This window comes from Mesorhizobium sp. B2-3-4 (assembly GCF_006442315.1).
Taxonomy (GTDB): domain Bacteria; phylum Pseudomonadota; class Alphaproteobacteria; order Rhizobiales; family Rhizobiaceae; genus Mesorhizobium.
This window is the reverse complement of the sequence record NZ_VFVY01000023.1, coordinates 83,230-105,893: the sequence shown is the minus strand read 5'-3', so window position 1 is coordinate 105,893 and position 22,664 is coordinate 83,230. Positions and strand designations below refer to the sequence as shown.

Annotated in this window: 25 protein-coding genes; 7 read left to right on the top strand and 18 right to left on the bottom strand. The window is 64.3% G+C overall.

Annotated features, from left to right (window positions below; translation table 11 throughout):
* Positions 1-7: 7 nt before the first annotated feature.
* From FJ967_RS33545 to FJ967_RS28170, 3 genes are all read right to left on the bottom strand, one after another.
* On the bottom strand, positions 8-169 hold the full coding sequence (locus FJ967_RS33545) for a hypothetical protein (protein WP_181176174.1): 162 nt from the start codon (positions 167-169) through the stop codon (positions 8-10).
* A 61-nt stretch (positions 170-230) separates the two neighbouring features.
* Complete coding sequence (locus tag FJ967_RS28175) at positions 231-707, bottom strand: DUF1772 domain-containing protein (protein WP_140735580.1); 477 nt, start codon at positions 705-707, stop codon at positions 231-233.
* Position 708: 1 nt separating this feature from the next.
* The gene (locus FJ967_RS28170; RefSeq protein ID WP_140735579.1) at positions 709-1,536 is read right to left on the bottom strand and encodes an NAD(P)H-binding protein; all 828 of its coding nucleotides are present in this window, start codon (positions 1,534-1,536) and stop codon (positions 709-711) included.
* A 122-nt stretch (positions 1,537-1,658) separates the two neighbouring features.
* Here FJ967_RS28170 and FJ967_RS28165 point away from each other — a divergent pair, with 122 nt between their 5' ends.
* The gene (locus FJ967_RS28165) at positions 1,659-2,288 is read left to right on the top strand and encodes a TetR/AcrR family transcriptional regulator (protein WP_140735578.1); all 630 of its coding nucleotides are present in this window, start codon (positions 1,659-1,661) and stop codon (positions 2,286-2,288) included.
* Positions 2,289-2,359: 71 nt separating this feature from the next.
* On the opposite strand, the gene rpmE is transcribed toward FJ967_RS28165, so the two are convergent.
* A complete protein-coding gene (rpmE, locus tag FJ967_RS28160; RefSeq protein WP_010912060.1) occupies positions 2,360-2,581 on the bottom strand; it encodes a 50S ribosomal protein L31 in 222 nt (73 codons plus the stop codon).
* A 206-nt stretch (positions 2,582-2,787) separates the two neighbouring features.
* On the opposite strand from rpmE, the gene FJ967_RS28155 reads away from it, so the two are divergent.
* On the top strand, positions 2,788-4,587 hold the full coding sequence (locus tag FJ967_RS28155) for an ABC transporter transmembrane domain-containing protein (protein ID WP_140735577.1): 1,800 nt from the start codon (positions 2,788-2,790) through the stop codon (positions 4,585-4,587).
* A gap of 69 nt (positions 4,588-4,656) precedes the next feature.
* Here the strand turns inward: FJ967_RS28155 and FJ967_RS28150 are convergent, their stop codons facing one another.
* Positions 4,657-6,627 carry a DUF3857 domain-containing protein gene (locus FJ967_RS28150; RefSeq protein WP_246675418.1) on the bottom strand — a complete coding sequence of 657 codons (1,971 nt, stop codon included), beginning with the start codon at positions 6,625-6,627 and terminating at the stop codon, positions 4,657-4,659.
* A 151-nt stretch (positions 6,628-6,778) separates the two neighbouring features.
* On the bottom strand, positions 6,779-8,263 hold the full coding sequence (locus FJ967_RS28145; protein WP_140735575.1) for a carboxypeptidase M32: 1,485 nt from the start codon (positions 8,261-8,263) through the stop codon (positions 6,779-6,781).
* A 239-nt stretch (positions 8,264-8,502) separates the two neighbouring features.
* On the opposite strand from FJ967_RS28145, the gene FJ967_RS28140 reads away from it, so the two are divergent.
* Entirely contained in the window at positions 8,503-8,856 is a 354-nt protein-coding gene (locus FJ967_RS28140) for a DUF1304 domain-containing protein (protein WP_140735574.1), read from the top strand.
* A gap of 95 nt (positions 8,857-8,951) precedes the next feature.
* Here FJ967_RS28140 and FJ967_RS28135 read toward each other — a convergent pair whose 3' ends face one another.
* From FJ967_RS28135 to FJ967_RS28105, 7 genes are all read right to left on the bottom strand, one after another.
* Positions 8,952-9,377 (bottom strand): hypothetical protein, encoded by a 426-nt coding sequence (locus FJ967_RS28135; protein WP_140735573.1) that lies wholly within the window; start codon positions 9,375-9,377, stop codon positions 8,952-8,954.
* A 247-nt stretch (positions 9,378-9,624) separates the two neighbouring features.
* Positions 9,625-10,656 (bottom strand): peptidoglycan -binding protein, encoded by a 1,032-nt coding sequence (locus FJ967_RS28130; RefSeq protein WP_140735572.1) that lies wholly within the window; start codon positions 10,654-10,656, stop codon positions 9,625-9,627.
* 1 nt (position 10,657) lies between these two features.
* Positions 10,658-11,683: a MotA/TolQ/ExbB proton channel family protein gene (locus tag FJ967_RS28125; protein WP_140735571.1), complete on the bottom strand. Its 1,026-nt coding sequence runs from the start codon at positions 11,681-11,683 to the stop codon at positions 10,658-10,660.
* Between the two features lie 179 nt (positions 11,684-11,862).
* Positions 11,863-12,549: a hemolysin III family protein gene (locus tag FJ967_RS28120; RefSeq protein ID WP_140735570.1), complete on the bottom strand. Its 687-nt coding sequence runs from the start codon at positions 12,547-12,549 to the stop codon at positions 11,863-11,865.
* A gap of 158 nt (positions 12,550-12,707) precedes the next feature.
* The gene (locus FJ967_RS28115; RefSeq protein ID WP_140735569.1) at positions 12,708-13,508 is read right to left on the bottom strand and encodes an inositol monophosphatase family protein; all 801 of its coding nucleotides are present in this window, start codon (positions 13,506-13,508) and stop codon (positions 12,708-12,710) included.
* Between the two features lie 83 nt (positions 13,509-13,591).
* The gene (efp, locus tag FJ967_RS28110) at positions 13,592-14,158 is read right to left on the bottom strand and encodes an elongation factor P (protein WP_140735568.1); all 567 of its coding nucleotides are present in this window, start codon (positions 14,156-14,158) and stop codon (positions 13,592-13,594) included.
* Positions 14,159-14,274: 116 nt separating this feature from the next.
* A complete protein-coding gene (locus FJ967_RS28105) occupies positions 14,275-15,144 on the bottom strand; it encodes a LysR family transcriptional regulator (protein ID WP_181176172.1) in 870 nt (289 codons plus the stop codon).
* Between the two features lie 105 nt (positions 15,145-15,249).
* Here FJ967_RS28105 and FJ967_RS28100 point away from each other — a divergent pair, with 105 nt between their 5' ends.
* Positions 15,250-16,266 carry an NAD(P)-dependent alcohol dehydrogenase gene (locus FJ967_RS28100; RefSeq protein ID WP_140735566.1) on the top strand — a complete coding sequence of 339 codons (1,017 nt, stop codon included), beginning with the start codon at positions 15,250-15,252 and terminating at the stop codon, positions 16,264-16,266.
* Between the two features lie 6 nt (positions 16,267-16,272).
* On the opposite strand, the gene FJ967_RS28095 is transcribed toward FJ967_RS28100, so the two are convergent.
* The 4 genes from FJ967_RS28095 to FJ967_RS28080 all read right to left on the bottom strand — a co-directional run bounded on the left by FJ967_RS28095 (position 16,273) and on the right by FJ967_RS28080 (position 19,625).
* Positions 16,273-17,313 carry a tetratricopeptide repeat protein gene (locus FJ967_RS28095; protein WP_140735565.1) on the bottom strand — a complete coding sequence of 347 codons (1,041 nt, stop codon included), beginning with the start codon at positions 17,311-17,313 and terminating at the stop codon, positions 16,273-16,275.
* Position 17,314: 1 nt separating this feature from the next.
* Complete coding sequence (locus tag FJ967_RS28090) at positions 17,315-17,962, bottom strand: thiamine phosphate synthase (protein WP_140735564.1); 648 nt, start codon at positions 17,960-17,962, stop codon at positions 17,315-17,317.
* A gap of 84 nt (positions 17,963-18,046) precedes the next feature.
* Positions 18,047-18,712 (bottom strand): PH domain-containing protein, encoded by a 666-nt coding sequence (locus FJ967_RS28085; protein ID WP_140735563.1) that lies wholly within the window; start codon positions 18,710-18,712, stop codon positions 18,047-18,049.
* A 7-nt stretch (positions 18,713-18,719) separates the two neighbouring features.
* Positions 18,720-19,625, bottom strand: a complete 906-nt coding sequence (locus FJ967_RS28080) for a DMT family transporter (protein ID WP_140735562.1) — start codon at positions 19,623-19,625, stop codon at positions 18,720-18,722.
* Between the two features lie 132 nt (positions 19,626-19,757).
* Between FJ967_RS28080 and FJ967_RS28075 the strand changes: the two genes are divergently transcribed.
* From FJ967_RS28075 to FJ967_RS28065, 3 genes are all read left to right on the top strand, one after another.
* A complete protein-coding gene (locus FJ967_RS28075) occupies positions 19,758-20,210 on the top strand; it encodes an Lrp/AsnC family transcriptional regulator (RefSeq protein WP_140735561.1) in 453 nt (150 codons plus the stop codon).
* A 54-nt stretch (positions 20,211-20,264) separates the two neighbouring features.
* Complete coding sequence (locus FJ967_RS28070) at positions 20,265-20,993, top strand: class I SAM-dependent methyltransferase (protein ID WP_140735560.1); 729 nt, start codon at positions 20,265-20,267, stop codon at positions 20,991-20,993.
* Positions 20,994-21,106: 113 nt separating this feature from the next.
* Entirely contained in the window at positions 21,107-21,877 is a 771-nt protein-coding gene (locus tag FJ967_RS28065; RefSeq protein WP_140735559.1) for a sulfite exporter TauE/SafE family protein, read from the top strand.
* Between the two features lie 35 nt (positions 21,878-21,912).
* On the opposite strand, the gene FJ967_RS28060 is transcribed toward FJ967_RS28065, so the two are convergent.
* Positions 21,913-22,464: a DUF2269 family protein gene (locus tag FJ967_RS28060; protein WP_140735558.1), complete on the bottom strand. Its 552-nt coding sequence runs from the start codon at positions 22,462-22,464 to the stop codon at positions 21,913-21,915.
* Between the last annotated feature and the right edge of the window lie 200 nt (positions 22,465-22,664).

Sequence of the window (22,664 nt, the reverse complement as noted above, 5' to 3'; positions counted from 1 at the left end):
CGGGCGATCATTCGCCGCGCCGCTTTCCGAAAACAGCACCGATGCCGGCGCCGATAGCGATGCCCACGCCGATGCCGACGGCAGGCTCGTCCATGGCTGCACCAAAAGCAGCGCCAAGGCCAACCCCGATCGCGATGCCGATGGCCATGGTGGAATAGGGATCGTTCACGGCTCTTCTCCCGAATGCCCCGGCCGCCACAATGCCCCAGATATGGCGGCCCGGGATATTGTCAACGCGCGGCGAACCAGAAGCATGCCATCGCCACGATGGCGGTGACGGTGCGCACGTGGTTCCACATCACCCATTGGCTCAGATGGTTCGCCCAGACGGCGGCGCCGTTACCGCTGGCCGGGTCGACGGCGGCGAGCGCATCGTTGAGCGGCACGTTGAAGATCATGGTGACGATCGGATTGCCGACCAGGTAGATCACCGCGCCGGCCAGCAGCCAGTATGAGCCGGACTGGCTCCAGCCCATGAAGACGGCGGCGATAAGCACCAGACAGATTAGCCCGGTGCCGAACAGCGCCGTCATGAAGGTCGGGGTGATCACGGTGACGTTGATCGAATTCATCGCCGCGATGCCGCTGGGCACGGGCAGCCGGGCAAGTGCTGCCATGACGAAGTTCGAGAAGGCGAAGAACACGCCGCCGACGACGCCCGCGCCGATTGCGGCAATGAAGGTGAGGGTGGGAAGAAGCTTGATCATCTCAGTTGCTCCAGATGCCGGTTGCGGCGGTTTCATCTGCGTAGGTGGAGAAATCCTTCGGCGCGCGGCCGAGCACGCGCTGGACGCCATCGGCAAGCGATGCGTTGCGGCCGTCCAGCACTTGCGTGAACAGCTCGTTGAGCAGCCAGGCGAATTCGGCCGGCAGGTCATGCGCTGCCATCGCGGTGGTAAACGCGTCATGCGAAATCCTGACAAAGCGGATGTCGCGTCCGGCCGCCCTGGCGATTTCGGCAACCGCCTCGGCGAAGCTCAACAGCCGCGGCCCGGTCAGTTCATAGAGCTGGCCGACATGGCCTGGTTCGGTCAGCGCGACGAAGGCGGCTTCGGCGATGTCGTCGACGTCGACAAAGGGCTCGCCGACAGGTCCGGCCGGCAGCGCCACTTCTCCCGCCAGCAGCGGCTCGATGAGAAAGCCTTCGCTGAAGTTCTGCGAGAACCAAGCGCAGCGCAGGATCGTCCAGTCGGCGCCGGAGGCCTTCAGCATCTCTTCGGCGCGCTGTGCCTCGTATTCGCCGCGACCGGACAACAACACCAGCCGGCGCACGCCATGCTGCACGGCAAGGCGAGTAAAGGCATCGACGACTTCGGCGGCGCCCGGCACGGCGATGTCGGGATAGTAGCTGATGTAGACGGCGCCGACGCCTTCGAGTGCCGGTCCCCAGGTGGCGGGAACTTCCCAGTCGAAGCGCGGCGTGGCCGAGCGGGAGCCGATGCGTACCGGCACGCCGTGCGCGCTCAGCCGCTCGGCAAGACGGCGACCCGTCTTGCCGGTGCCGCCGAGGATCAGGATGGGTTTGGTGTCAGTCATGATGGTTTCCTCTGTTTCAAAACATGAGTAATCCTCACATTTGCAAAACGTGATAAACCCTCGTATTTTACCTGTCAAGCCATTCGAGTCGATTTTGCCGAGTGCATTTGGTGGAGACAGTCATGGACGGAACGGCGGCCAACGAGCAGATCGCCTCGCCGCGCAGGGCGCCAAGCCAGCAGCGCAGCCGCGAACGGGTCGAGCGCATGTTGGCGGCCGCCTCGGCGCTGATTGCCGAGCAGGGCAGCGATGCCATGCGCATGGGGGAGGTGGCGGAGCGGGCCGGAGTGTCGATCGGCTCGCTCTACCAGTTCTTTCCCGACAAACGGGCGATCGTCTGGGCGTTGGCCGAACGCTATACTGTGGAAAGCCAGGCCTGCATCTCGGAGGCGCTCAGGGATGTCACCGATGCGGAGGGACTGGGCCGGGCGTTTTCGGAGCTGGTCGACATCTATTACGGACTGTTCCTGGCCGAGCCGGTGATGCGCGATATCTGGTCGGGCACCCAGGCCGACAAGGCGTTGCGGGCGCTTGAGCTTGCCGACAGCCGGGCGAACGCGGCGTTTCTGACGGCCGTGCTCAAACGCTTGCGGCCCGATGCCGATCCTGTGGCGCTCGATACGACGGCATTCCTGGTCTGGCAGACGGGCGAGGCCGCCATACGGCTGGCGATCTCGGTCGATCGGCCGGAAGGTGACAGGCTGGTCGCCGCCTACAAGCGCATGGCGCTGCGGGAGCTGCTGGATCCGTAGGCAAGGGCTGCGCGGGCAACAAAAAACCCGCCACCAGGGCGGGTTTCTCAAATTCCGTAGGCGAGTACGGCTTAGAGGCCGAAACCTTCGAAACGCTTCTTGAACTTCGACAGGCGGCCGCCGCGGTCGAGCAGGGTCTGCTGGCCGCCGGTCCAGGCCGGGTGGGTCGTCGGGTCGATATCGAGGTTCATCGTATCGCCTTCCTTGCCCCAGGTCGAACGGGTCGTGTATTCGGTGCCGTCGGTCATGACGACCTTGATGGTGTGGTAATCGGGATGAATGGCGCTCTTCATGGCTCGGTTCCTGGCTTGCTGGCGCGGCTGACGGGCAGAAGCCTGCGTCGATGCGCCCCTTTTTAAAACTCGAAGCCGCAGCTATTGAGGAGCCACGGCTTCTAAAACGGTCGGCGTCGCTATACATCAGCCGAAATTGAATCACAAGGCCGTGGCAAGCGCATATTGAGGCGCATGCGACAAGGCGGCTAGAGGAAAACATCGAGATGGCGCAATCCAGCAGCGCAGACGGGCGCCGCCGCTCGCTCAAGCCGCTCAGCCGCCTGTTCCCCTATATAGGCCGCTACCGGAAAATGGTGGCGGGCGCTGTCGTTTCATTGGCGATCGCTGCGGTGACGACGCTGGCGCTGCCCTTGGCCGTGCGGCGCATGATCGATCATGGCTTCACGCCGTCGGGATCAACGTTCATCGCCGAGTATTTCGCGGCGCTGGTGGCGATGGCGGCGCTCTTGGCGGCCGCCTCGGCCGGCCGCTACTATTTCGTCATCACGCTCGGCGAGCGCGTCGTCGCCGATATCAGGCGCGACGTTTTCGCCCATGTGACGACGCTGTCGCCGGCCTTCTTCGACAGCGCCCAATCCGGCGAAATCGTGTCACGGCTCGCCGCCGACACCACGCAGGTCAAGTCGGCGGTCGGCGCCACCGCGTCCGTGGCGCTGCGCAACGTCATCCTCGGGCTTGGCGCCGTGGCGATGATGGTTTTCACCAGTCCGAAACTGTCGAGCCTGGTCATTGCAGCCATTCCCATCATCGTGCTGCCGCTGGTCGCCTTCGGGCGTTCGGTGCGGCGCAAGTCGAGGCAGGCCCAGGACACGCTGGCCAATGCCACCGCCTATGCCAGCGAGCAGATCGGTGCGGTGCGCACGCTGCAGGCCTTCACCAATGAGAAGCTGGTGACCGGACGCTTCTCCGGCGCGGTGGAGGCCGCCTTCGAGGCAGCACGCGCCTCGATCTTCGCGCGTTCCTTCCTCACCTTCTTCGCCATCTTCACCATTTTCTCCTCGGTCGTGGCGGTGTTGTGGTTCGGCTCGCGCGACGTGCTCGAGGGCACGCTGTCACCCGGAACGCTCGGCCAGTTCCTGCTCTATTCGGTGTTTGCCGCCGGCGCGCTCGGCGCGCTGTCGGAGGTCTGGGGCGAACTCGCGCAGGCGGCCGGTGCCGCCGAACGGCTGACCGAGATACTGGCCGAGACGCCGGCGATCCAGGCGCCGGCCGATCCGAAACCGCTGCCGGCAACGGCGAAGGGCGCGATCAGCTTCGAGGATATATCCTTCTCCTACCCGGCAAGGCCCGACCGCGCCGCCGTCCATGGCCTGAGCTTTCAGGTCAAGCCCGGTGAAACGGTGGCGATCGTCGGTCCCTCGGGCGCGGGAAAAAGTACGGTCTTTTCGCTGATCCTGCGCTTCTACGATCCGGAAACCGGCAGGATCCTGATCGATGGCGTCGATGTGCGTGAGGCCGATCCCGTCGCCATCAGGCAGCGCATCGCCATCGTGCCGCAGGACGTCACCATCTTCGCGGCGAGCGCGCGCGACAATATCGGCTTCGGCCGGCCGGGCGCCAGCGAGGCCGAGATCGAGGCCGCGGCCAAGGACGCGCTGGCCGACGAATTCATCCTCAAGCTCGACAAGGGCTACGACAGCCAGGTCGGCGAGCGCGGCGTGACGCTGTCGGGCGGCCAGCGCCAGCGCGTGGCGATCGCGCGTGCCATCCTGCGCGACGCGCCGATCCTGCTGCTCGACGAGGCGACGTCGGCTCTCGACGCCGAAAGCGAGACGCTGGTGCAGATGGCGCTCGAGCGGCTGATGCGGGGGCGCACCACCATCGTCATCGCCCACCGGCTGGCGACGGTGCTCAAGGCCGACAGGATCCTGGTCATGGATGGTGGCCGCATCGTCGAGGAAGGCACGCACCAGACCCTGGTCGCCAAGGGCGGCATCTATGCCCGGCTGGCCAAGCTGCAGTTCGAGACCGGCGCCAGCGCCTTCAGGGGCGCGGCCGAATAGCAGGCTCTACTTGCTTGTCTTGATGCACATGGGTTCGCCCTGAGCCGATGCTGCTTCACGCGACAGGCATCAGTTCGCTTCCGTCTCGGCATAGGCGAAATTGTAACTCCAGGACGCGTTGTCGACCATCTTCCTGCGCGACTTCAGATAGGAGCCGATTTCCTTGGCCGGTACCCGGTCGCCGATGGTCTTCAGGAACCAATCGACCTGAAACTCGGTCGGGGTGCTCGACCAGCGCGCCTTGAAGGCGACATAGGGCGTGATCACGTCGTCGGATTTCTCGGGTCCGACAAACTCGGCCTTCAGGTTTCTGACGATGCATTGATGACGCCTGAACATCGGACTGCCGAGCCAGATCGGCCCGCCTCGGCCCACCATGTCCGGCTCAGGTAGATTGCTGATGCCGACATCGGCTTTCAGCGGGAAGTTCTTGGCGAGGTCATCTTCGTCGAGCGCGTCGGCCGGCAGTTCGTAGGCTTCGACCGTCGTGACGACGTTGCCGTCGCGGTCATCCCGCGTCGACAGCGGTGCCACGCTCGACATTCCGGGATACTGGCGGTTGTAGTACTGGAGATAGTCGTCGGCGAGCTTGGTGGCCGATTGCGAGGCCAGCCTGTAGCGCATGCTGTCGGCATCCGCGTCCCGATAGGTGGTGCTGACAGTCAGCTTCAGCGCCTCGCCCTTGCTCTTCGGGAAGTCGAACGCCTCGCTGACGAAGGTTGTCGGCTGGAAAAGCTCCTTGCGCTCGATCCGCTCCATCCGCGCGCTGCCCGGGACGATCGGCAAGGCGAAGCCGTAGTCGGGCGGAACGAGGTTCTCGGCCCGGCCGCCCTGCAGATAATTGGTCGCGTCGATCCAGTAGGTCTGGCTCCTGATCGACGCCTTGACGATGACGTGGTCGAAGGCCCGGATCGTCGGCAGCATGTCGCCAAGTGTTAGCCCGTCGTCGAGATCGGTCAGCGCGGGATCGGCCTGGACGCCGAGCCGGCGAAGGCTGGAGGCAAGCAGCAAGGCCTTGTCCTTGCAGTCGCCGAAGCCGCTGGCAATCACCGTGCCCGGGCTGCGGGGAATGTAGGAGCCGCGGCCCATCGACAGGCTCACATAGCGGATGGTGTCCTGGACCAGCCGCATTGCCTCGATCATGCGGTCTTCCGGCCTGGCGTAGCGGGCGGCGATGTCGTCTAGCTTGGCGACGTAGGCGGCCGGCAATTCCTGATCGAGCCGGTAGTAGGGCAACATCGCATCGACGACGTCCTGCCATCTGTCGGTCGAAGAGATCTGCACCGTCGGATAGGTCAGGAAATCCGCCGGCAGGTTATCCTCGATCTTGACCGGAGCGGGGTTGCTGCTTTGCCAGGTGTAGGTTTTCGACGCGCCTTCGGTCTTGACCTCCGGCTGGATGTCGGTGCGGACCTGGCGGATGTTCAGGGGCTGGTTTGCCGGCCAGATGACCTTTTCGCGGATGAGCGCGATCGGCTCGCCCCAGGCCACCGCAACGGAGTGGAAAAACAGATCCGCGCCGACGATCGGCGTCCTGATCGTGGTCTTGCCATAGTCGATGATGTCGCCGACGCGGACGTCGTCGACATTGACATAGGCGGTGAGCCAGCCGTCGAACAGGCCTTTCTCCGCGTCCTTCTCGCGCCGGAAGACGTCGAACGTGGCCCCGGGCAGCCGCTCGATGACCACACCGTCGCGGATGATGTTCAGCCAGTTCATCGTGATCTGCGACGTCGCCGGGTCGAATTCGAAATTGATGGCGGCGCCGCGCTCGAGGCCGGTGCGGTCGACGATCTTGTAGGCATAGCGGTCGAATGTCTCGATGCCGTCAGGCCGCTGGCGGATCTGATACTCCGACACAAGGTTCGACGTACCGTTCCTGATCTGGTTGTCGAAACGCGGGTCGGGCCTGGGTAGCTCGACCCTGTCGATCCAGCTACCGGCGGCTCCCTTGTGGATTTCGGCGTCCGCCATGGCCGGCGCGCAGAACATCGTCAAAGCAATCAGGAAGAACAGCCGCTTGATCGCAGAAGATGTCACCGGAAAGCACCCCACCCGCATGATCCGCACGTCTTGCCAAATACCGTCGGATACCACCAGTGATAGAAAAACGGACGCGATCCCGCAAGCTTGACCCCGCACGATGACCAGCAGAGGACCGTGCAAGTCGGGGACGGCACGGCGGCCGGTGTCACCCGCCGTAGCGCTGCTTCAGATGATTGACGAAGTGGACGGCGTTGAGCTTTTCGCCGGTGGCGCGTTCGAGCAGGTCCGGTGTCGACCAGCGCGACCCTTGCGACCAGATCTTTTCACGACGCCAGCCGTTGATGTCGGCGAAATTTCCCTTTGCCAGGTCGTCATCGGCCGAAGGATGCGCGCGCACCAGCGCGGCCCATTGCTGCGCCGCCATCATGGCGCCGAGCGTATAGGAGGGGAAATAGCCGAAGGCGGCGCCCGGCCAATGCACGTCCTGCATCGGTCCGTCGGCGGGATTTTCCGACGTGGAGAGGCCGAGATATTCGCGCATCTTGGCGTCCCAGGCTTCGGGCAGGTCGGCGACCTCCAGGCGGCCGGAGACAAGCTCCTGCTCCAATTCGTAGCGCAGGATGACATGCAGCGGATAGGTCACTTCGTCGGCGTCGACGCGGATCAGGCCACGCTCGACACGATGTACATGCGGCAGGATATCGTCGAGCGACCACGCCTCGCCGAGATGCTTCTCCACCACCGGCAGGGCCCAGCGCCAGAAGGCGGGATTGCGGCCGACCTGCTTTTCGACGAACAGGCTCTGGCTTTCGTGCACCGCCATGCCGCGCGCCTTGCCGAGCGGCCAGTGCGCCCATGCCTTGGGCAGGTTCTGTTCATAGAGCGCATGGCCGGTCTCATGCAGCACGCCCATCAATGCCGAGAGAAAATCCGAGGTCTTGTAGCGGGTGGTGATGCGCACGTCGCTGGGCACGCCGCCGCAGAACGGATGGTGCGACACCGACAGCGAGCCGTGGGTGAGGTCGAAGCCGACAGCAGCCATCATGGCAAGGCCCAGTTCGCGCTGCCGGTCGATGGCATAGGTGCCCGAAAGTGGCTTCAGCGGATGCTTGCGCAGCCGCGCGTCCTGGATCGCCAGCGCCTCCGGCACGAACCCTTTGAGGAACGCCTTGAGATCGGCGAAGACGGGGGTGATGTCGGCGACGCGGTTGCCGGGATCGTATTGTTCCATCAGCGCGTCATAGGGAGCGAGGCCGAGGACATCGGAGCGCAGTGCGGCCTCTTCGCGAACCAGCGCCACCACGCCCGCGAGAGCCGGCTGAAAACCGGCCCAGTCGTTCTTGGCGCGCAGGTCGCGCCACAATTGCTCGCAACGCATGCGCGCCGTCGTCTGGCGTTCGACGAATTCGACCGGCAGGCAGGTCAGGTTGGTGTATTGGCGCCGCAGTTCGGCGAGAGCCGCACGCTGCTCGTCGTCCAATGCCTCGCCTTCGGCTGCAGCGATCCAGTCCGCTATCTCCGGCGCGGTCGCCCTGGCGTGGTACATGCCGGCAAGGGCGGCCATCGCCTCGGCGCGCTTCTCGCCGCCACCGACGGCCATATGCGTTGCTTCGTCGGCACCCAGAATGGCCAGCGCATGTTCAAGCGCTTCGAGCTTGTGGCCGAGGTCGTCGAGTTTGTGAAAGGACATGGCGGCTTCCGTGATTGAGAACGGCGCGAAAAGACACCAACGCAAAAGCGTTGGCAACCCACAGAGCGGTTCGCCGGTTCACAGAAACCGGCAACCGCTCCAACCCTGTTCGACGCAATTTTGGACGGAAAACCCGCTTCACACTTTTCCTGGAATTGCTCGGATGCCATCGCGCAGATGCGCCTTGCGCAAGCGAGGCCGAGCGTGAAATGCTGCCGCAACGACATGGAGGGGAGCAGATGATCGGCAACATCCTGGTCGGGCTGGTGGCCTTGATCCATATCTACATCGTCTATCTCGAGATGGTGCTCTGGGACACGCCGCGCGGGCACAAGACATTCCGGCTGACGCCGGAATTCGCCAATGCCTCGAAAGTGCTCGCCGCCAATCAGGGTCTTTACAACGGCTTTCTCGCCGCGGGCCTGATCTGGGGGCTTTACCTCGGCGCCGGCGGGTTCCAGGTCAAGGTCTTCTTCCTGTTGTGCGTGGCCATTGCCGGCCTCTACGGCGCGGCAACGGTGGGTCGCAAGATCCTGTTCATCCAGACCGTGCCGGCAGTGGTCGCTCTGATTGCGATCTGGTTCGGCTGGTAGGCGAGATGGGCCGGTAAGAAAAAGGACGCCCGCGGGATTGGGGTCCCGAAGGCGCCAGGTGTCCCTTCCTCCTGGACCTGCCCAGAGGGGATGCTTCAGCCGTTCGGATAGTTTCCGCCGTCGGAGCCATCGCCCATCAGGAAACCGCTGCCGGTGTCGATCCTCAGACGCTGGTCGACACGGTCGAGATGACGCAGCAGGTCATGATATTGCGAGGCTGGTATCCTGCCGTGATCCGACGCGGCAATCCTCTCGGCCGTCTGGCTGATCTGATTGGTGCGCATTTCCAGGTGTTGCGCCACGGCCGGGGTGATGTTGTTGGCCTGCCGTGCGTCGACTATGCCCTGTCGGACGCCTTGAGCCTGTTCAATGAGAGCTTCGACTCGCGGCCCCGTCAAATCGGTAGGGGCCGTCGCGTCGAGGGCGCCCTTGTGATGGCCCGCGGCGTAGGCGCCGGCCATCGGTGCGGCGATCAGAATTGCGGCGAGCGTTGCAGTCTTGAGAGATGTCGATGCGCGCATGAGCGCGTCCTCCTGCTAGGAAGGGAGCAGCCTTGCCGCTCGGCCTTCCGACCGTTTGGGTCGTCCAGTTCCGTCGCGTCGCGATGGGAGGCATCGCCGGCGGTTCTCGGCCCTGAACGGCAAGCTAGGAGCGCTTCGGCGTGAAGTGTAATTAAAAAAAGATAATCTTTTCAGGCCTTGCCGGCCGTCGCCTGCGCCCTAGAGTTGAGCCGACAAACAAATTCGCGTGAGATCGCGTGATGATGGTTCAACGTTCGGTGAGCTTCAGTTCAATACGGCGGTTCTTGTTGCGCGCCTCGTCGGTATCGGCGGGATCGAGCGGCTGGAATTCGCCGAAGCCGGCGGCGACCAGCCGGTTGGCGGGCACGCCGTTTTCGATCAGGAACTTGACCACCGAGGTCGAGCGTGCCGTCGACAGTTCCCAATTGTCGCGGTAGCGGCCATTGCCGGAAAGCGGCTTGTTGTCGGTGTGGCCGTCGACGCGAAGCACCCAGTTGATCTCCGGCGGAATCTCTTTCTGCAATTCGATGATGGCGTCGGCGAGCTTTTTCATCTCGACCTTGCCGGCATCGTTGATCACTTCGGAGCCGGTAGGGAACAGCACTTCCGACTGGAACACGAAGCGGTCGCCGACGATGCGGATATTCTCGCGGTCGGCGAGGATTTCGCGCAGGCGTCCGAAGAAGTCGGAGCGGTAGCGGTTCAGTTCCTGCACGCGCTGGGCCAGCGCCACGTTCAGCCGGCGGCCGAGATCGGCGATCTTGGTGTTGGAGTCGCGGTCGCGGGTTTCGGAAACGTTGAGCGCGTCCTCGAGCGCGCCGATCTGCTTGCGCAGCGCCGCGATCTGCTGGTTCAGGATCTCGACCTGGCTCAGCGCCTGCTGGCTGATCTGGCGCTGGCTGTCGAGTTCGCCACCCAGTTCGGCGGCGCGCTGGTTGGCTGCGTCGCCGGCGCCGGCACCTTGTGCCAGCAATTGTTCGAGCCGGCTCTTCTCGGCTTGCGCCGCCGACAGCGACGCCTGCAGATTGGCGAGCGAATCGTCCTTGTCCTGCGCATTCGAGCGCTCCAGGGCCAACAACTGGGTCAGTTCGTTGATCTGCGAATTGAGGCGCGACAGCGCCGTATCCTTGCCGGAGATTTCGCGGCCGAGCAGGAACTGCGCCAGCACGAAAACGGTGAGCAGGAACATGATGGCGAGCAGCAGCGTCGACAGCGCGTCGACAAAGCCCGGCCAATAGTCGATGCGGCGATCGGTACGCCGGCCCCTGGCAAGCGCCATGCTAGTGCACTCCGGGCTTCTTCAGCGCGTCGGCGATCTTTTCCAGCGTGTTGCGCATCGCCTTCTGTTCGTCGGACTGGGCTTCGACCCAGTCGCGCATAATCTGCTGCTCGGAACGCATGTTCTTGACCAGGCCGGAAATGCCGTCCGCGAGATTGGCCATGGCGGTGGCGACGCGCGGGTTGGAGCCGCCGCCATTCTCCTGCATGCTGCGCAGCCGCTCCGACAACAGTCGGATTTCGTCGGAGGGTTCGGTCTTGGCCGGATCGGAAACGACGATGTCGGACGACAGATCGGTTACCGAGGACAGCCAGTTCTCGAGTTCGGTGTAGAAGCGCGTCTGGGCGCGGCCTGCCTGCAGGTCGAGGAAGCCGAGCACGAGCGAGCCGGAGAGGCCGAACAGCGAGGACGAGAAGGCGGTGCCCATGCCGGCCAGCGGCGCTGACAGGCCTTGCTTCAGGGAATCGAGCACGGCCGCCGCATCACCGGTGCCGGGATCGAGCGATTCGATGGTCTCGCGGATCGAACCGATCGTGTTCAGCAGGCCCCAGAAGGTGCCGAGCAGGCCCAGGAACACCAGCAGGCCGACCAGATAGCGCGAGGTATCGCGGCTTTCGTCGAGGCGCGTGGCGATGGAGTCGAGCATCGTGCGCATCGACGAGGTGGAAAAGGCCGTCGCCGAGGAACGGCCGATCATTGCCTTCATCGGTGCCAGCAGCACGGGTTCGGTGGTCTCCGAGCCGGCGCGGAAGGAATTGACCCAGCGCACCTCGCGAAACAGCCGCCCGACCTGGGCGAAAGCCAGCAGGATACCAACGACCAGCACGCCGACGATCAAGCCGTTGAGGCCGGGATTGGTGACGAAAGCGGTCGAGATCTGCCGCGTCAGGATGGCAGCGATGAAGGCGACGATGGCCAGAAAGATGACCATGGTCAGCAGAAAGACCTGCGGACTCGACAATTTATGCGGATCGTAGATCAGAACGTCGGAGCGCCTGCCCATGCCGAAGGATCTGAGAAAAGCCATCCGTGCCCCGTTTCCGATGCTCTGTTTGCCTTGACGCAATTCCGAACGGGAAACCGATCACACTTTCCCTCGAATTGCTCCAGTGCCGCCGATCACGTAGTTCGCGACTCTAAACGGAATTGTGACCAAATTGAATGGTGCTTGGCAATATTGCCACAGGCCCCCTTTGAGGCCGCTGCTCAGAGGCGGTTGATGACCAGACAATCGACCATGGCGGCAAGGTGCAGGCCGGCGCCGGTGACGACGAAGCCGTGCCACAGCGCGTTGTGGAAGCGCAGGCCCTTCCAGGCGAAGAAGATCACGCCGCAGGAGTAGACGACGCCGCCAGCGACGATGAGCACGATCGACGTGGTCGGCAGCGTCTCGACGAGTGGCTTGACCAGCACGACGCCGCTCCAGCCAATGGCCAGGTAGAAGCCGATCGCCAGCCGGTCGAAGCGGCCGGGTAAGAATACCTTTACGGCAATGCCGGTTGCCGCCGCGGCCCAGACCAGGACGATCATCCAGCGCGCCAGGGCGGAGTCTCCCAACTGGGCGAGAAAGGGCGTGTAGGTGGCGGCGATCAAGAGATAGATCGCGGCGTGGTCGAAGCGCCGCAAGATCCATTTCGCCGGCGAGGTCACCGGCCATAGATTGTAGGTCAGCGACACCGACAGAACGGTAAGCAGCGAGACGACATAGAAGGCGGCGGCGATGTATTCGCCGGGCCCGACCCGGAACGCCGCGAGTGCCAGCAGCGCCGAACCGGCCGCGATCGCCAGGACAATGCCCACCGCATGGACGATCCCGTCGGCGATCATCTCGGCGCGCGAATAGTGCCAGCGTCCGATGAAAGGCATCTCGATCTGTAGCGGTGTCTTGGTCATCCAGCGTCCTGCATCGCCCCTAATCTGGGCAATCGAAGGACAGTATTTCAAGCTTTGTTTGCGGTTTTGCGACTGCGTCGCTTCAGCGCGCGGCAGGCCCTTGCCCGATTCCGCCGGGGAAGCGCCCCGCGCTTTTCCGGCACTGCGCCGGGATCGCCTCAGCGGGGCGCGTACGGGATCTTCACCGTCTTGAGCAGGGCGCGCTGGATCACCTCATTGCCGGCGACGACCGAGCCGTTGTCCAGCATGTCCTGTCCGCCGTCCATGTCGGAAACGAAGCCGCCCGCCTCGCGGATCAAGAGCAGGCCGGCGGCGATGTCCCAGGCCGACAGGCCGACTTCCCAGAACCCGTCCATGCGCCCGGCGGCGACATAGGCGAGATCGAGGGAAGCGGAGCCGAGGCGCCTGACGCCGGAAACCTCGGCCATCACATTGCGCAGCTCGACCAGGAACTGGCCGTGCTGGCCACGCCCCAGATGCGGCACGCCGCAGCCGACGACGGAGTCGATGAACTTGGTGCGGCCGGCGACGCGCAGGCGGCGATCGTTCATGAAGGCGCCGCCGCCGCGCTCGGTCGTATAGAGTTCGTCCATGGCTGGATTGTAGATGACGCCGGCGACGATCTGGCCCTGGCGTTCCAGGGCGATAGAGACGGCGAACAGCGGAATGCCGTGCAGGAAATTGGTGGTGCCGTCGAGAGGATCGACGATCCAGCGGTGCTGGCTGTCGTCGCCTTCAATGACGCCGCGCTCTTCCATCAGGAAGCCGTAGCCGGGGCGCGCCTTCGACAGTTCGGCAAAGACGATGTCCTCGGCCTTGCGGTCGGCCTGGCTGACATAGTCGCCCGGGCCTTTCATCGAGACCTGCAGGTTCTGGACTTCGCCGAAGTCGCGCGACAGCGAGCGGCCGGCCTTCATTGCGGCCTGGACCATGACGTTGAGGAGGGCGGAGCGTGCCATAGTGCTTCTTCCTGGTGCGGCGCGGCTAGATTCTGTCTCGGTGCATGTCAGTGACTACAAAATCGGCCACTGGTCGAGATGCATCAGTCGGCGCGGCGCACGTAAGTGATTTCGTTGGTGTCGACGATGATGCGTTCGCCGGCGCCGATGAAGGGCGGCACCAGCACCCGGATGCCGTTTTCCAGCACCGCCGGCTTGTAGGAGGATGCCGCCGTCTGGCCCTTCACCACGGGATCCGCCTCGGTAATGGTCAGGGTGACATAGTCGGGCAGCGAAATGCCGATCGGCTTTTCCTCATAGAGCTGCACCGTCACCATCATGCCGTCCTGCAGAAAGGCCGAGCGGTCGCCGACGAAATCCTTGTTCAGTTCGAGCTGCTCGTAGCTTTCGGTGTCCATGAACACCAGCGCTTCGCCCTGCTCGTAGAGGAAGGAGAAATCCTTGAGATCGAGCCGGATCTGCTCGACGGTCTCGGCCGAGCGGAAGCGCTCGTTGAGCTTGGTGCCGTTGATGAGGTTCTTCAGCTCGACCTGGTTGTAGGCGCCGCCCTTGCCGGGCTTGACGGTGTTGGTCTTGACCGCGACCCAGAGGCCGCCATCGTGTTCGATGACATAGCCGGGACGGATTTCGTTGCCATTGATCTTGGCCATGATGATTGGATCCGGAATGAGATTTTCGCCGGGACAGGCGATTTAGGGGCTCCCAAGACCACAAATCGCCCGGAGAGGCAAGGGAGGCCGGATCGGCTCACCCCGGCCGACCGGCATCAGCTCTCTATCCGGATGGCCTCGCCGACGGTCCTTGCAATGGCCTCGGCGACCTTGGCCAGGCGGTTCAGATGGGGAGAACGCAGGGCCACGACCTGCAACGAAAGATCGAAATCCGGGCTATCGACAACGGTAAGGCCGTCGGGAAGCCCACGCGCCGCGAGCCGCAACGGCATGAGGCCCAGCCCGTGTCCGCGACGGACCCATTCCATCTGCATCGCGGGGTCCTGAATTTCCGCCGCCACGACGAGCCGGTGCCGCTCGCCGCCCAGAATGGACAGAAGCCTCTGGCGCGCGTCGCAGGGTTCGGGGCTGAGCACCCAGGGCAGCGAAGCTCGAGCGGTGTCCGTAAAATTGGGTTCCGCGTCGCCAGCCCTTGCTATGACCGCCAGACGTTCGGTGCCGAGCGCGTTCGGCTCCGGGGGATGGGCAGGTCGCAGAACGATCGCCAGGTCGAGTTGGCCGCGTTCGAACTGCTCGACGAGTTCCGCGCTCCAGCCGGTCTTGAGCCGCAACGATATTTTTGGAAACGCGGACGCCGCGCGGGCGATGGCGCCCGCGACGCCGACGTCGGACAGGCCATGCACCAGGCCGACACGCAGCACGCCTTGCGGTTCGGCGTCGGCGGCGAAGGCTTTCAGGGCCTCGACCGAAGCCAGTATGTCCTTCGCGCGCTCCAGGACCTCCAATCCCGCTGTGGTCAGGCGCGGCGGTTTCTGCCGGCGATCGAGAAGTGTCGTGGCGAGCATGTCCTCCAGCCGCTGTATCTGACGCGTGACGGCGGGCTGGGTCAAAGGCAGGCGGCGGGCGACATTCTGGATCGAGCCCTCCTCGGCGAACAGAACGAGCGTGCGCAATTCCTCGATCATACACATGCTCTTAAATGCATAATCATTCTGATTATTATGAATTTGAAATCAGGGTGAAGGCAAGCGATTTTCCTTTCCACGGAGCTCAGACAGAAAGGGTCGACAATGAAGGCCATCGAATTGCAGGAGCCTGGCGGGATCGACAATCTCAGACTGGTCGAGCGGCCGATGCCGGAACCGGGTCGTCAGGAGATGATCATCCGGGTCAAGGCTACCGCCCTCAATTACCGCGATGTCGAAATCGCCCGCGGCAGTTACCACACCGCGTTCGCGCTGCCGCTGGTGCCGCTTTCGGACGGCGTCGGTGAGGTGGTCGCGGTTGGCGCCGAAGTAAGCCGCTTCAAGGTCGGCGACCGCGTCTGCGCCACTTTCTGGCAGCGTTGGGTCGGCGGCGGTTTCGCCATGGCCGAATCCTCCTATCAACGAGGCGGCCCCATCGACGGACTGCTCAGCGAGTTCGCCCGGCTGGATGAACAGGCCGCGGTTCTCGCGCCGGAGCACCTGAGCGATGTCGAGGCGGCGACATTGCCCTGCGCCGCCGTGACGGCCTGGCACGCGCTGTTCACCGAAGACCGGCTGAAGCCCGGCGAGACGGTGCTCAGTCTCGGCACCGGCGGGGTCTCGCTGTTTGCGGTGCAGTTTGCCGCCGTCGCCGGCGCACGCGTCATCGTCACGTCGAGCAGCGACGACAGGCTCGTCCGCGCGAAGGCGCTTGGCGCCCATGACGGCATCAATTACCGCAAGGAGCCGGATTGGGGGTCGGCGGTGTTGGCGCTGACCGGTGGACGAGGGGCCGATCACGTCATCGAAGTCGGCGGCCCGCAAAGCTTCGTCCAGTCACTGCGCGCTTCGGCGCGCGGCGCGCAGATCAACGTGATCGGCTATCTCGGCGGCAATGAGGGGGCAATCAATCCGCTCGACATCTTCCGCCGCCAGGTGAGGGCACGCGGCATACCGGTTGGTTCGCGCGAATCCTTCGAGGCGATGAACCGCGCGCTTGTCGTCAACCGGTTGAGGCCGGTGATCGACAAGGTGTTGCCATGGCGGGAGGCAGCCGGGGCGTTCCATCATGTCGAACACGGCTCACCCTTCGGCAAAGTCGTCCTGGATCACACGCGCTGACCGGCCTCAGGGCAGGCGGTTCGCCTTCTGCAGGGCCTGCTTGGTCTGGTCGTCGCTCAGGCCTTGCAGGAAATCGTCCATCTCCTGATCGATGAGGCCGGCGCGGCGGGCGACGATATACCAGGCGCCGGCGAGCACCAGGTCCGGATCGGTGCCGATGCCTTGCATGTAGAGTTTCGCCAGGCGGTTCTGGGCCGCGACATTGCCGCCTTCGGCGGCCTGCTTCGTCCAGCCGAAAGCCGATTTCAGGTCGCGCGCGCCGCCGCGGCCCTCGATCATCCAGGCGGCGAGGTCGATCTGCGCGGTGTCGTAATTCTGGCGCGCGGCCTGCGCCAGCAGGCGTCGCGCCTGCGCGTCGTCACGCGGCTTGCCGCCGACGCCATTGGCATAGATCTGCGACATGGCGTATTGCGCGTCGGCGAGGCCGGTCGCGGCGGCGCGCTCGTAATAGGACACCGCTTTGGTGAGGCCGGCGTCGCCGGGATCCTGCTGCACCAGCATCTGGGCGAAATTGAACTGCGCCAGCTGGTTGCCGGCCTCGGCCGCCGCCTGCATCAGCGCATAGGCCTCTTTGGTGTCTTTCTTGACGTAGCGGCCATCGAGCAGCATCAGCGCATATTGGAACTGCGATTCCGGAACGCCCTGTTCGGCGGCAAGCGCATACCATTTCGCGGCTTCCGCCGAGTTGACCGGAACGCCGAGCCCCCGCGACAGAATCTCGGCCACCAGCGTCTGCGCCGCCGGGTCGCCGTTCTGGGCGCGGACAAGCGCCAGATTATAGGCCGTCTTGTAGAGGCCGCGCTGGAAGGCGCCGTAGGCGGCGTCCGCCGGCTTGGCGCCGAAGCGGTCGGGATTGATGGTGTCGGCCGACGGCAGCGGGGCCGGCTCGGCGGTGGTGGCGGGCTGCGGCAGCTGCTTTTCGATCGGCTTGTCGGTGTGCACGCCGGCTTCCGGCCTGGCCTGCGGCAAGGGAATCGTTTCGGCTCCGGCGGCCTCAATCATGAGCGCCGCAAGCAGGGCCTGAAAGGAAAGCCTCGCCAGCGACACGTCAATCCTCGAAACGCGGCGCGGTTTCGTCGAGCAGCGCATTGGCCCGGGCGACCGCCGCCCTGGCATCGACGCCGTCGGCGAATACGGCGCTCGACAGCGCGACGAATTCGGCACCGGTGGCAGCCACGGTTTCGACCGAGGCAAGATCGGAACCGGCCTCGACGACGCAGGGGATCTGGATCATCTGCGCCCACCATTGCCCCAATGACAGGTTGCGCGGATGCGGCTCGGGCTTGTTGTCGTAGCCGAAGCGGCCGAAGAACATGTAGTCAGGCCTTGTCTCGCCAAGCTCGAGCGCATCGTCGCGCGTCTTGGCGCCGCCGGCGCCGACCGTCATCTTCGCCTGAAAATGTTCGACCGTCTCGGCGAGTTCTGCCTTGGAAACCTCGACATGGATGCCGTCGGCCTGGACGCGCCCGGCGATGCGGGTGTCGCCGGCAATGATCACGGCGGCACCAGCGGCCTGCGCCGCGGGCACGATTTGCTCGGCGAAGGCCTGGAAGGTGGCCTCGTCCATGCCGTTCTCGGGCAGGATCAGCGAGGCGACGTCACCGCCATCGAATGCGGCGGCGATGCGGGCGGCCGGCACGCCGGGCGGCGCGATCAGCACAATGCGGCAGCGGTTGGGGGGCGTTGCGTCATTCATGGTTCTTCGATCCCGGTTTTCGCCTATGCCGGGCGAAGATGGTTGGATTGCGGCATAGAGCAAAGCGCCGAGATTGAACAGATGTCAGCCGCCCGACGACACTGGGCGGTCATGACGAAGGGCATTGCCGGCCTTCGTGACGATGTCGAACACTTTCGACGGATACTCAATGCCAAGAAATTGCGGCACGGGGTCGAGGGCCGGCGACCAGCTGCCGAAACCTTGATAACGGGACCGAGGCCAGGCGCCCGGGCTTCCGAAGAATGACGTCGCGGCGCCGAAGCGCAATGTGCCGCGCTTTTCTCCCTCGCCGCTCAGCTGAATGTCGGGGAGCCGCTCCAGATCGATGGACGTGAAATTGGCGAAAGGAGCGGTGCGCATAATGAGAATGCGCCTGTCGGTGACCGCGTAGGAGATACGTCGCCTCAGCCATGCGTCGACGGCAAACCTGCCAAAGACGAAGAAGAGCCCGATGCAGATGAACATCGCTCCCCAGGCGTCAAAGAAAAGCGGCGCGCCTTGCCTGGCGGCCATATAAGTCCAGAAAATCGCAAAACCGCACCAGAGCAGGCTGAACGGAATCAGAAACATATCCCGCCCGGTGAAAAATACGCCCTGTGCGGGCATACCGCTCCACAGGACGCGTTCACGGGGCAGCAGTCGTCTTTGAAAGGCTCCGATGTGCACGCCACCACCCGTTGCCTGCACCGGATCGTCAATCGCATGAGATTTGCGTCCGGTGCAAATCACCTTCGCCTTATCTGCTGGGCTGCGTGTTTTCCGCTGGTGTTCTCGACTTCCACAGCGTCCAGCCGAGGTTCATGCCGGCGGCGGCGATCAGGATGGCGGCGGCGCCGACGATCTGGCTGAGATGCAGCCGATGGCCGAAAGCGGTGACGTCGACCAGTATGGCGACGACCGGATAGATGAAGGACAGCGACCCCTGCAGGTGCGTCGGCAGCTTCTGGATGGCGCCGTACATCAGGATGTACATCAGGCCGGTGTGGACGACGCCGAGCGTTGCGAGCATCGCCCAGCTCCATGGATCGGCGGGGAGATGCCTGAGATCGGCGAAGGGCGCCAGCATGAGGACGCCGACACAGACCTGGATCAGCGCGATCAGATGCGGCGGCGTGCCCTTGAGCTTCTTGGTGACGATGGCCGCGACGGCCCAGAAAAAGGCGGCGGCGAGCGCCATCACGATGCCGGCGAAATAGTTGGTGCCGATGTCGCCGGCGTCGGGGGCGGCCTGGACGATCAGCACCATGCCGGCGAAGGCGATCGCCAGCCAGGTCAGCTTGGTCAATGTCAGGCGCTCGCCGAAGAAGAGCGCGCCGAAGCCGACCAGCATGAAGGGCTGCGTGTTGTAGACCGCGGTGGCGATCGAGATGGAGGCGCGCGAGAAGGCGCTGAACAGGAGCAGCCAGTTGACGACGATAGCCGCACCCCCAAGCGCCGCGATGCCGATGATGCGCAACGACAGCCTGTCGCGCAGCAATCCAAGGCCGGTGCAGATGACGAGAAGTGTCACCGCGCCGAAAGCGCAGCGCCAGAACACCACATCCATGATCGGCTGGCCTGACATGACGACAAACCAGCCGATCGTCCCCAGGATCGCCATTGCCGCCGACATCTCGACCGTGCCGCGCACCGTTTCGTTCATGATAAGCCTCCGAACCCGTTGAGCCTGTATAATCTCATGAGGTACGCGGGCTTTCCATCAGCTTAGAAAGGTACTATGAGGAGTTTGCCTAATTATATTAGGAATGCGGCGAGAAAGCCTGGAGAAAAGCAAATGCTGGACGACCTCGACCGAAATCTGCTGGAAATCCTGGTCAGGGATGCACGGACATCGCTGAAGGAGCTGGCGGCTCAGGTCGGGCTGTCGTCGCCGAGCGTTTCGGAGCGGCTGCGGCGGCTCGAGGAACGCGGCGTCATCCGGGCCTTCACCGTCGAGATCGATCCCTTGGCGCTCGGCTACACGCTGCAGGCGATCGTGCGGATCAAACCCTTGCCGGGCAAGCTGCACATCGTCCAGAAACTGATCGAGGAGATCGAAGAGTTCGGCGAATGCGACAAGGTGACGGGCGACGACTGTTTCGTCGCCCGGCTCTTCGTGCGCTCGATCGGCGATCTTGACGGTATTCTCGACCGTATCGCCGACAAGGCCGAGACCAGCACCGCCATCATCAAGGCACAGCCGATCCGCCGGCGGCCGCCGCCACTCGGGTTGCCGTCGGCCTCGTAGTCTTGACGCCGAGGGCGCGGCCGCCAGATGACCGTCTGAAGAGTGAGAAAGAGCATGGCGCAGAACATTTACGATCAGCCGGATTTCTTCGCGGGCTACGGCCAGCTTGGTCGCTCGGTCGAAGGCCTGGACGGCGCCGCCGAGTGGCCGGCGCTTCGCGCGATGTTGCCTGAGGTCGACGGCCTGCGGATCGTCGATCTCGGCTGCGGCTTCGGCTGGTTCTGCCGCTGGGCGCATGAGCATGGCGCCAGGCAGATCCTGGGACTGGACCTGTCGGAGAAGATGCTTGACCGTGCGAGAGCGGCCGGCCCGGACACCGGCATCACCTATGCGCGGGCCGATCTCGACGAGCTCAGCCTGCCACCGGCAGGCTTCGACCTCGCCTACAGTTCGCTCGCCTTGCACTATGTCGAGAACATCGAGCGCCTGTTCGGGACCGTGCACCAGGCTCTCGTGCCTGGCGGCCGTTTCGTCTTTTCGACGGAACATCCGATCTACATGGCCCCAACCAGTCCCGGCTGGTCGATCGATGGGGACGGGAAAAAGACCTGGCCTGTCGACCGGTACCTGGTGGAAGGGCCGCGCCAGACCGACTGGCTGGCCAAGGGCGTGGTCAAACATCATCGCACCATCGGCACCACGCTCAACACGCTGATCCGGACGGGCTTCACGATCGGGCATGTCGAGGAGTTCCGTCCGACCGACGCGCAGATCGCGGCCAGCCCGGACCTTGCGGAAGAACTCGAGCGGCCGATGTTCCTGCTGGTTTCGGCGCGCCGATAATTATTCGAGGTCGGTTGGGCAGGCTGTCGCAGCCGGCCATATTTGCGGTCGCCGAGCACGCGATTCTGGGCTATCAGGCGTTGACACGCTTTCCCTCCAGACCAGTTCCCCCCATGTCAGGCCTGCTTCTCGATCCGTGGTTCTATGCGGCCGCCATTCCTGCGGTCATCCTGGTCGGCCTGTCCAAGGGCGGCTTTGGCGGCGCCGTCGGCTTCGTCGGTGTGCCGTTGATGGCGCTGACCATGCCGCCGGTGCAGGCCGCCGCCATCCTCCTGCCGATCCTGTGCCTGATGGACATCGTCTCGGTGTGGACGTGGTGGGGTGTGTACGACCGCAAGATGCTGGTCGACATGATGCCGGGCGCGGTCATCGGTATCGGGCTCGGCTGGCTGACGGCGGCACTGGTCACAGAGGAGGCGGTACGGCTCATCGTCGGCGCCGTTGCCATCATTTTCGTGCTGCGCTGGCTCTATCTGCAGTTTCGCCATGGCTCCGACCATGCGGCCGCGCCCAATCGCGTGGCCGCTGCCCTGTGGGGCACGGTCGCCGGCTTCACCAGCTTCGTCGCGCATGTCGGCGGCCCGCCCTTCCAGGTCTATGCCTTGCCGATAAGGCTCGACCCGAAGGTGCTGTCCGGCACGGCGGCGATCTTCTTTGCCGCCACCAATGCGCTGAAGCTGGTGCCCTATTTCGCGCTCGGCCAGTTCGACACCGCCAATCTGACGGCGTCCGCCGTGCTGATGCCGCTGGCGCCGCTGTCGACCGTCGCCGGCGCCTGGCTGGTCCGGCGCATGCGGCCGGAGGTCTTCTATCCCTTCACCTACGCCACCGTCGCGGTCGTCGCGGTGAAGCTCCTGTGGGACGGCATCGCCGGACTGATGTAGGGGCGACGCGCGGTGCGGGCCACGCTCGCCTTCGATCAAACCGCGCTCGTGACGAGCCGGCGGCTGCCGCCAAAGGCCAAGGCGGCGCCGATCGCCACGACCACCGCCATGCCGGCCAGAATGCCGGTGTCGTGCAGCGTCGGCTTGAGCACCATGTCGGCAACGATGACCAGCATCACCGCATAGTCGAACCGCGCTACGCGCATCATGCGCTGGCCGATCTCAAGCGCGGCCGGCGTGACGCCGTCCTTGGCGATCATCGCGCCCATGCGCTCGCCGGTCGGCTTGAAGATGAACATGCCGATGGAGAAGGTGGTCGCGTAGCCGAAGAGGCCGATCACGATCCACAGATCGGAAAAGCCGACCCAGAAGCCGCACATGGTGAGGCCGAAGACCAGGGTCAGCAGCGACATCGGCGCGAAGAACTTGCCGCCCAACTGACCGCTGGCGCGCATGGCCTGCAATTTGTCCTCGATGTTGTCGGCGCGCTCGGCGATCACGCCGAGCAGGAACAGCACGAACCCGCCTCCGACCCAAAGCGTTGCCGTGACGACGTGAAGGAACTTGACGATCGAATACCAGTCCATGAGTTGCTCCTGGGGCAGTTTTCCGGTTTGCGGCGGCGCGGATTTGCGCCGGCCGCCAGAGGAGCGGGCGTCTAGCGCGGCGCCTGTTTCGGAACGATGTCGCGGAAAATCCGGCTCTGTTTCGGCCGTCGTCGAGCGGAGCGCAATCATCGAACAAGTGCGCGCTAATATCGTGACCCGACATAGGTTTTTCTGCTAGC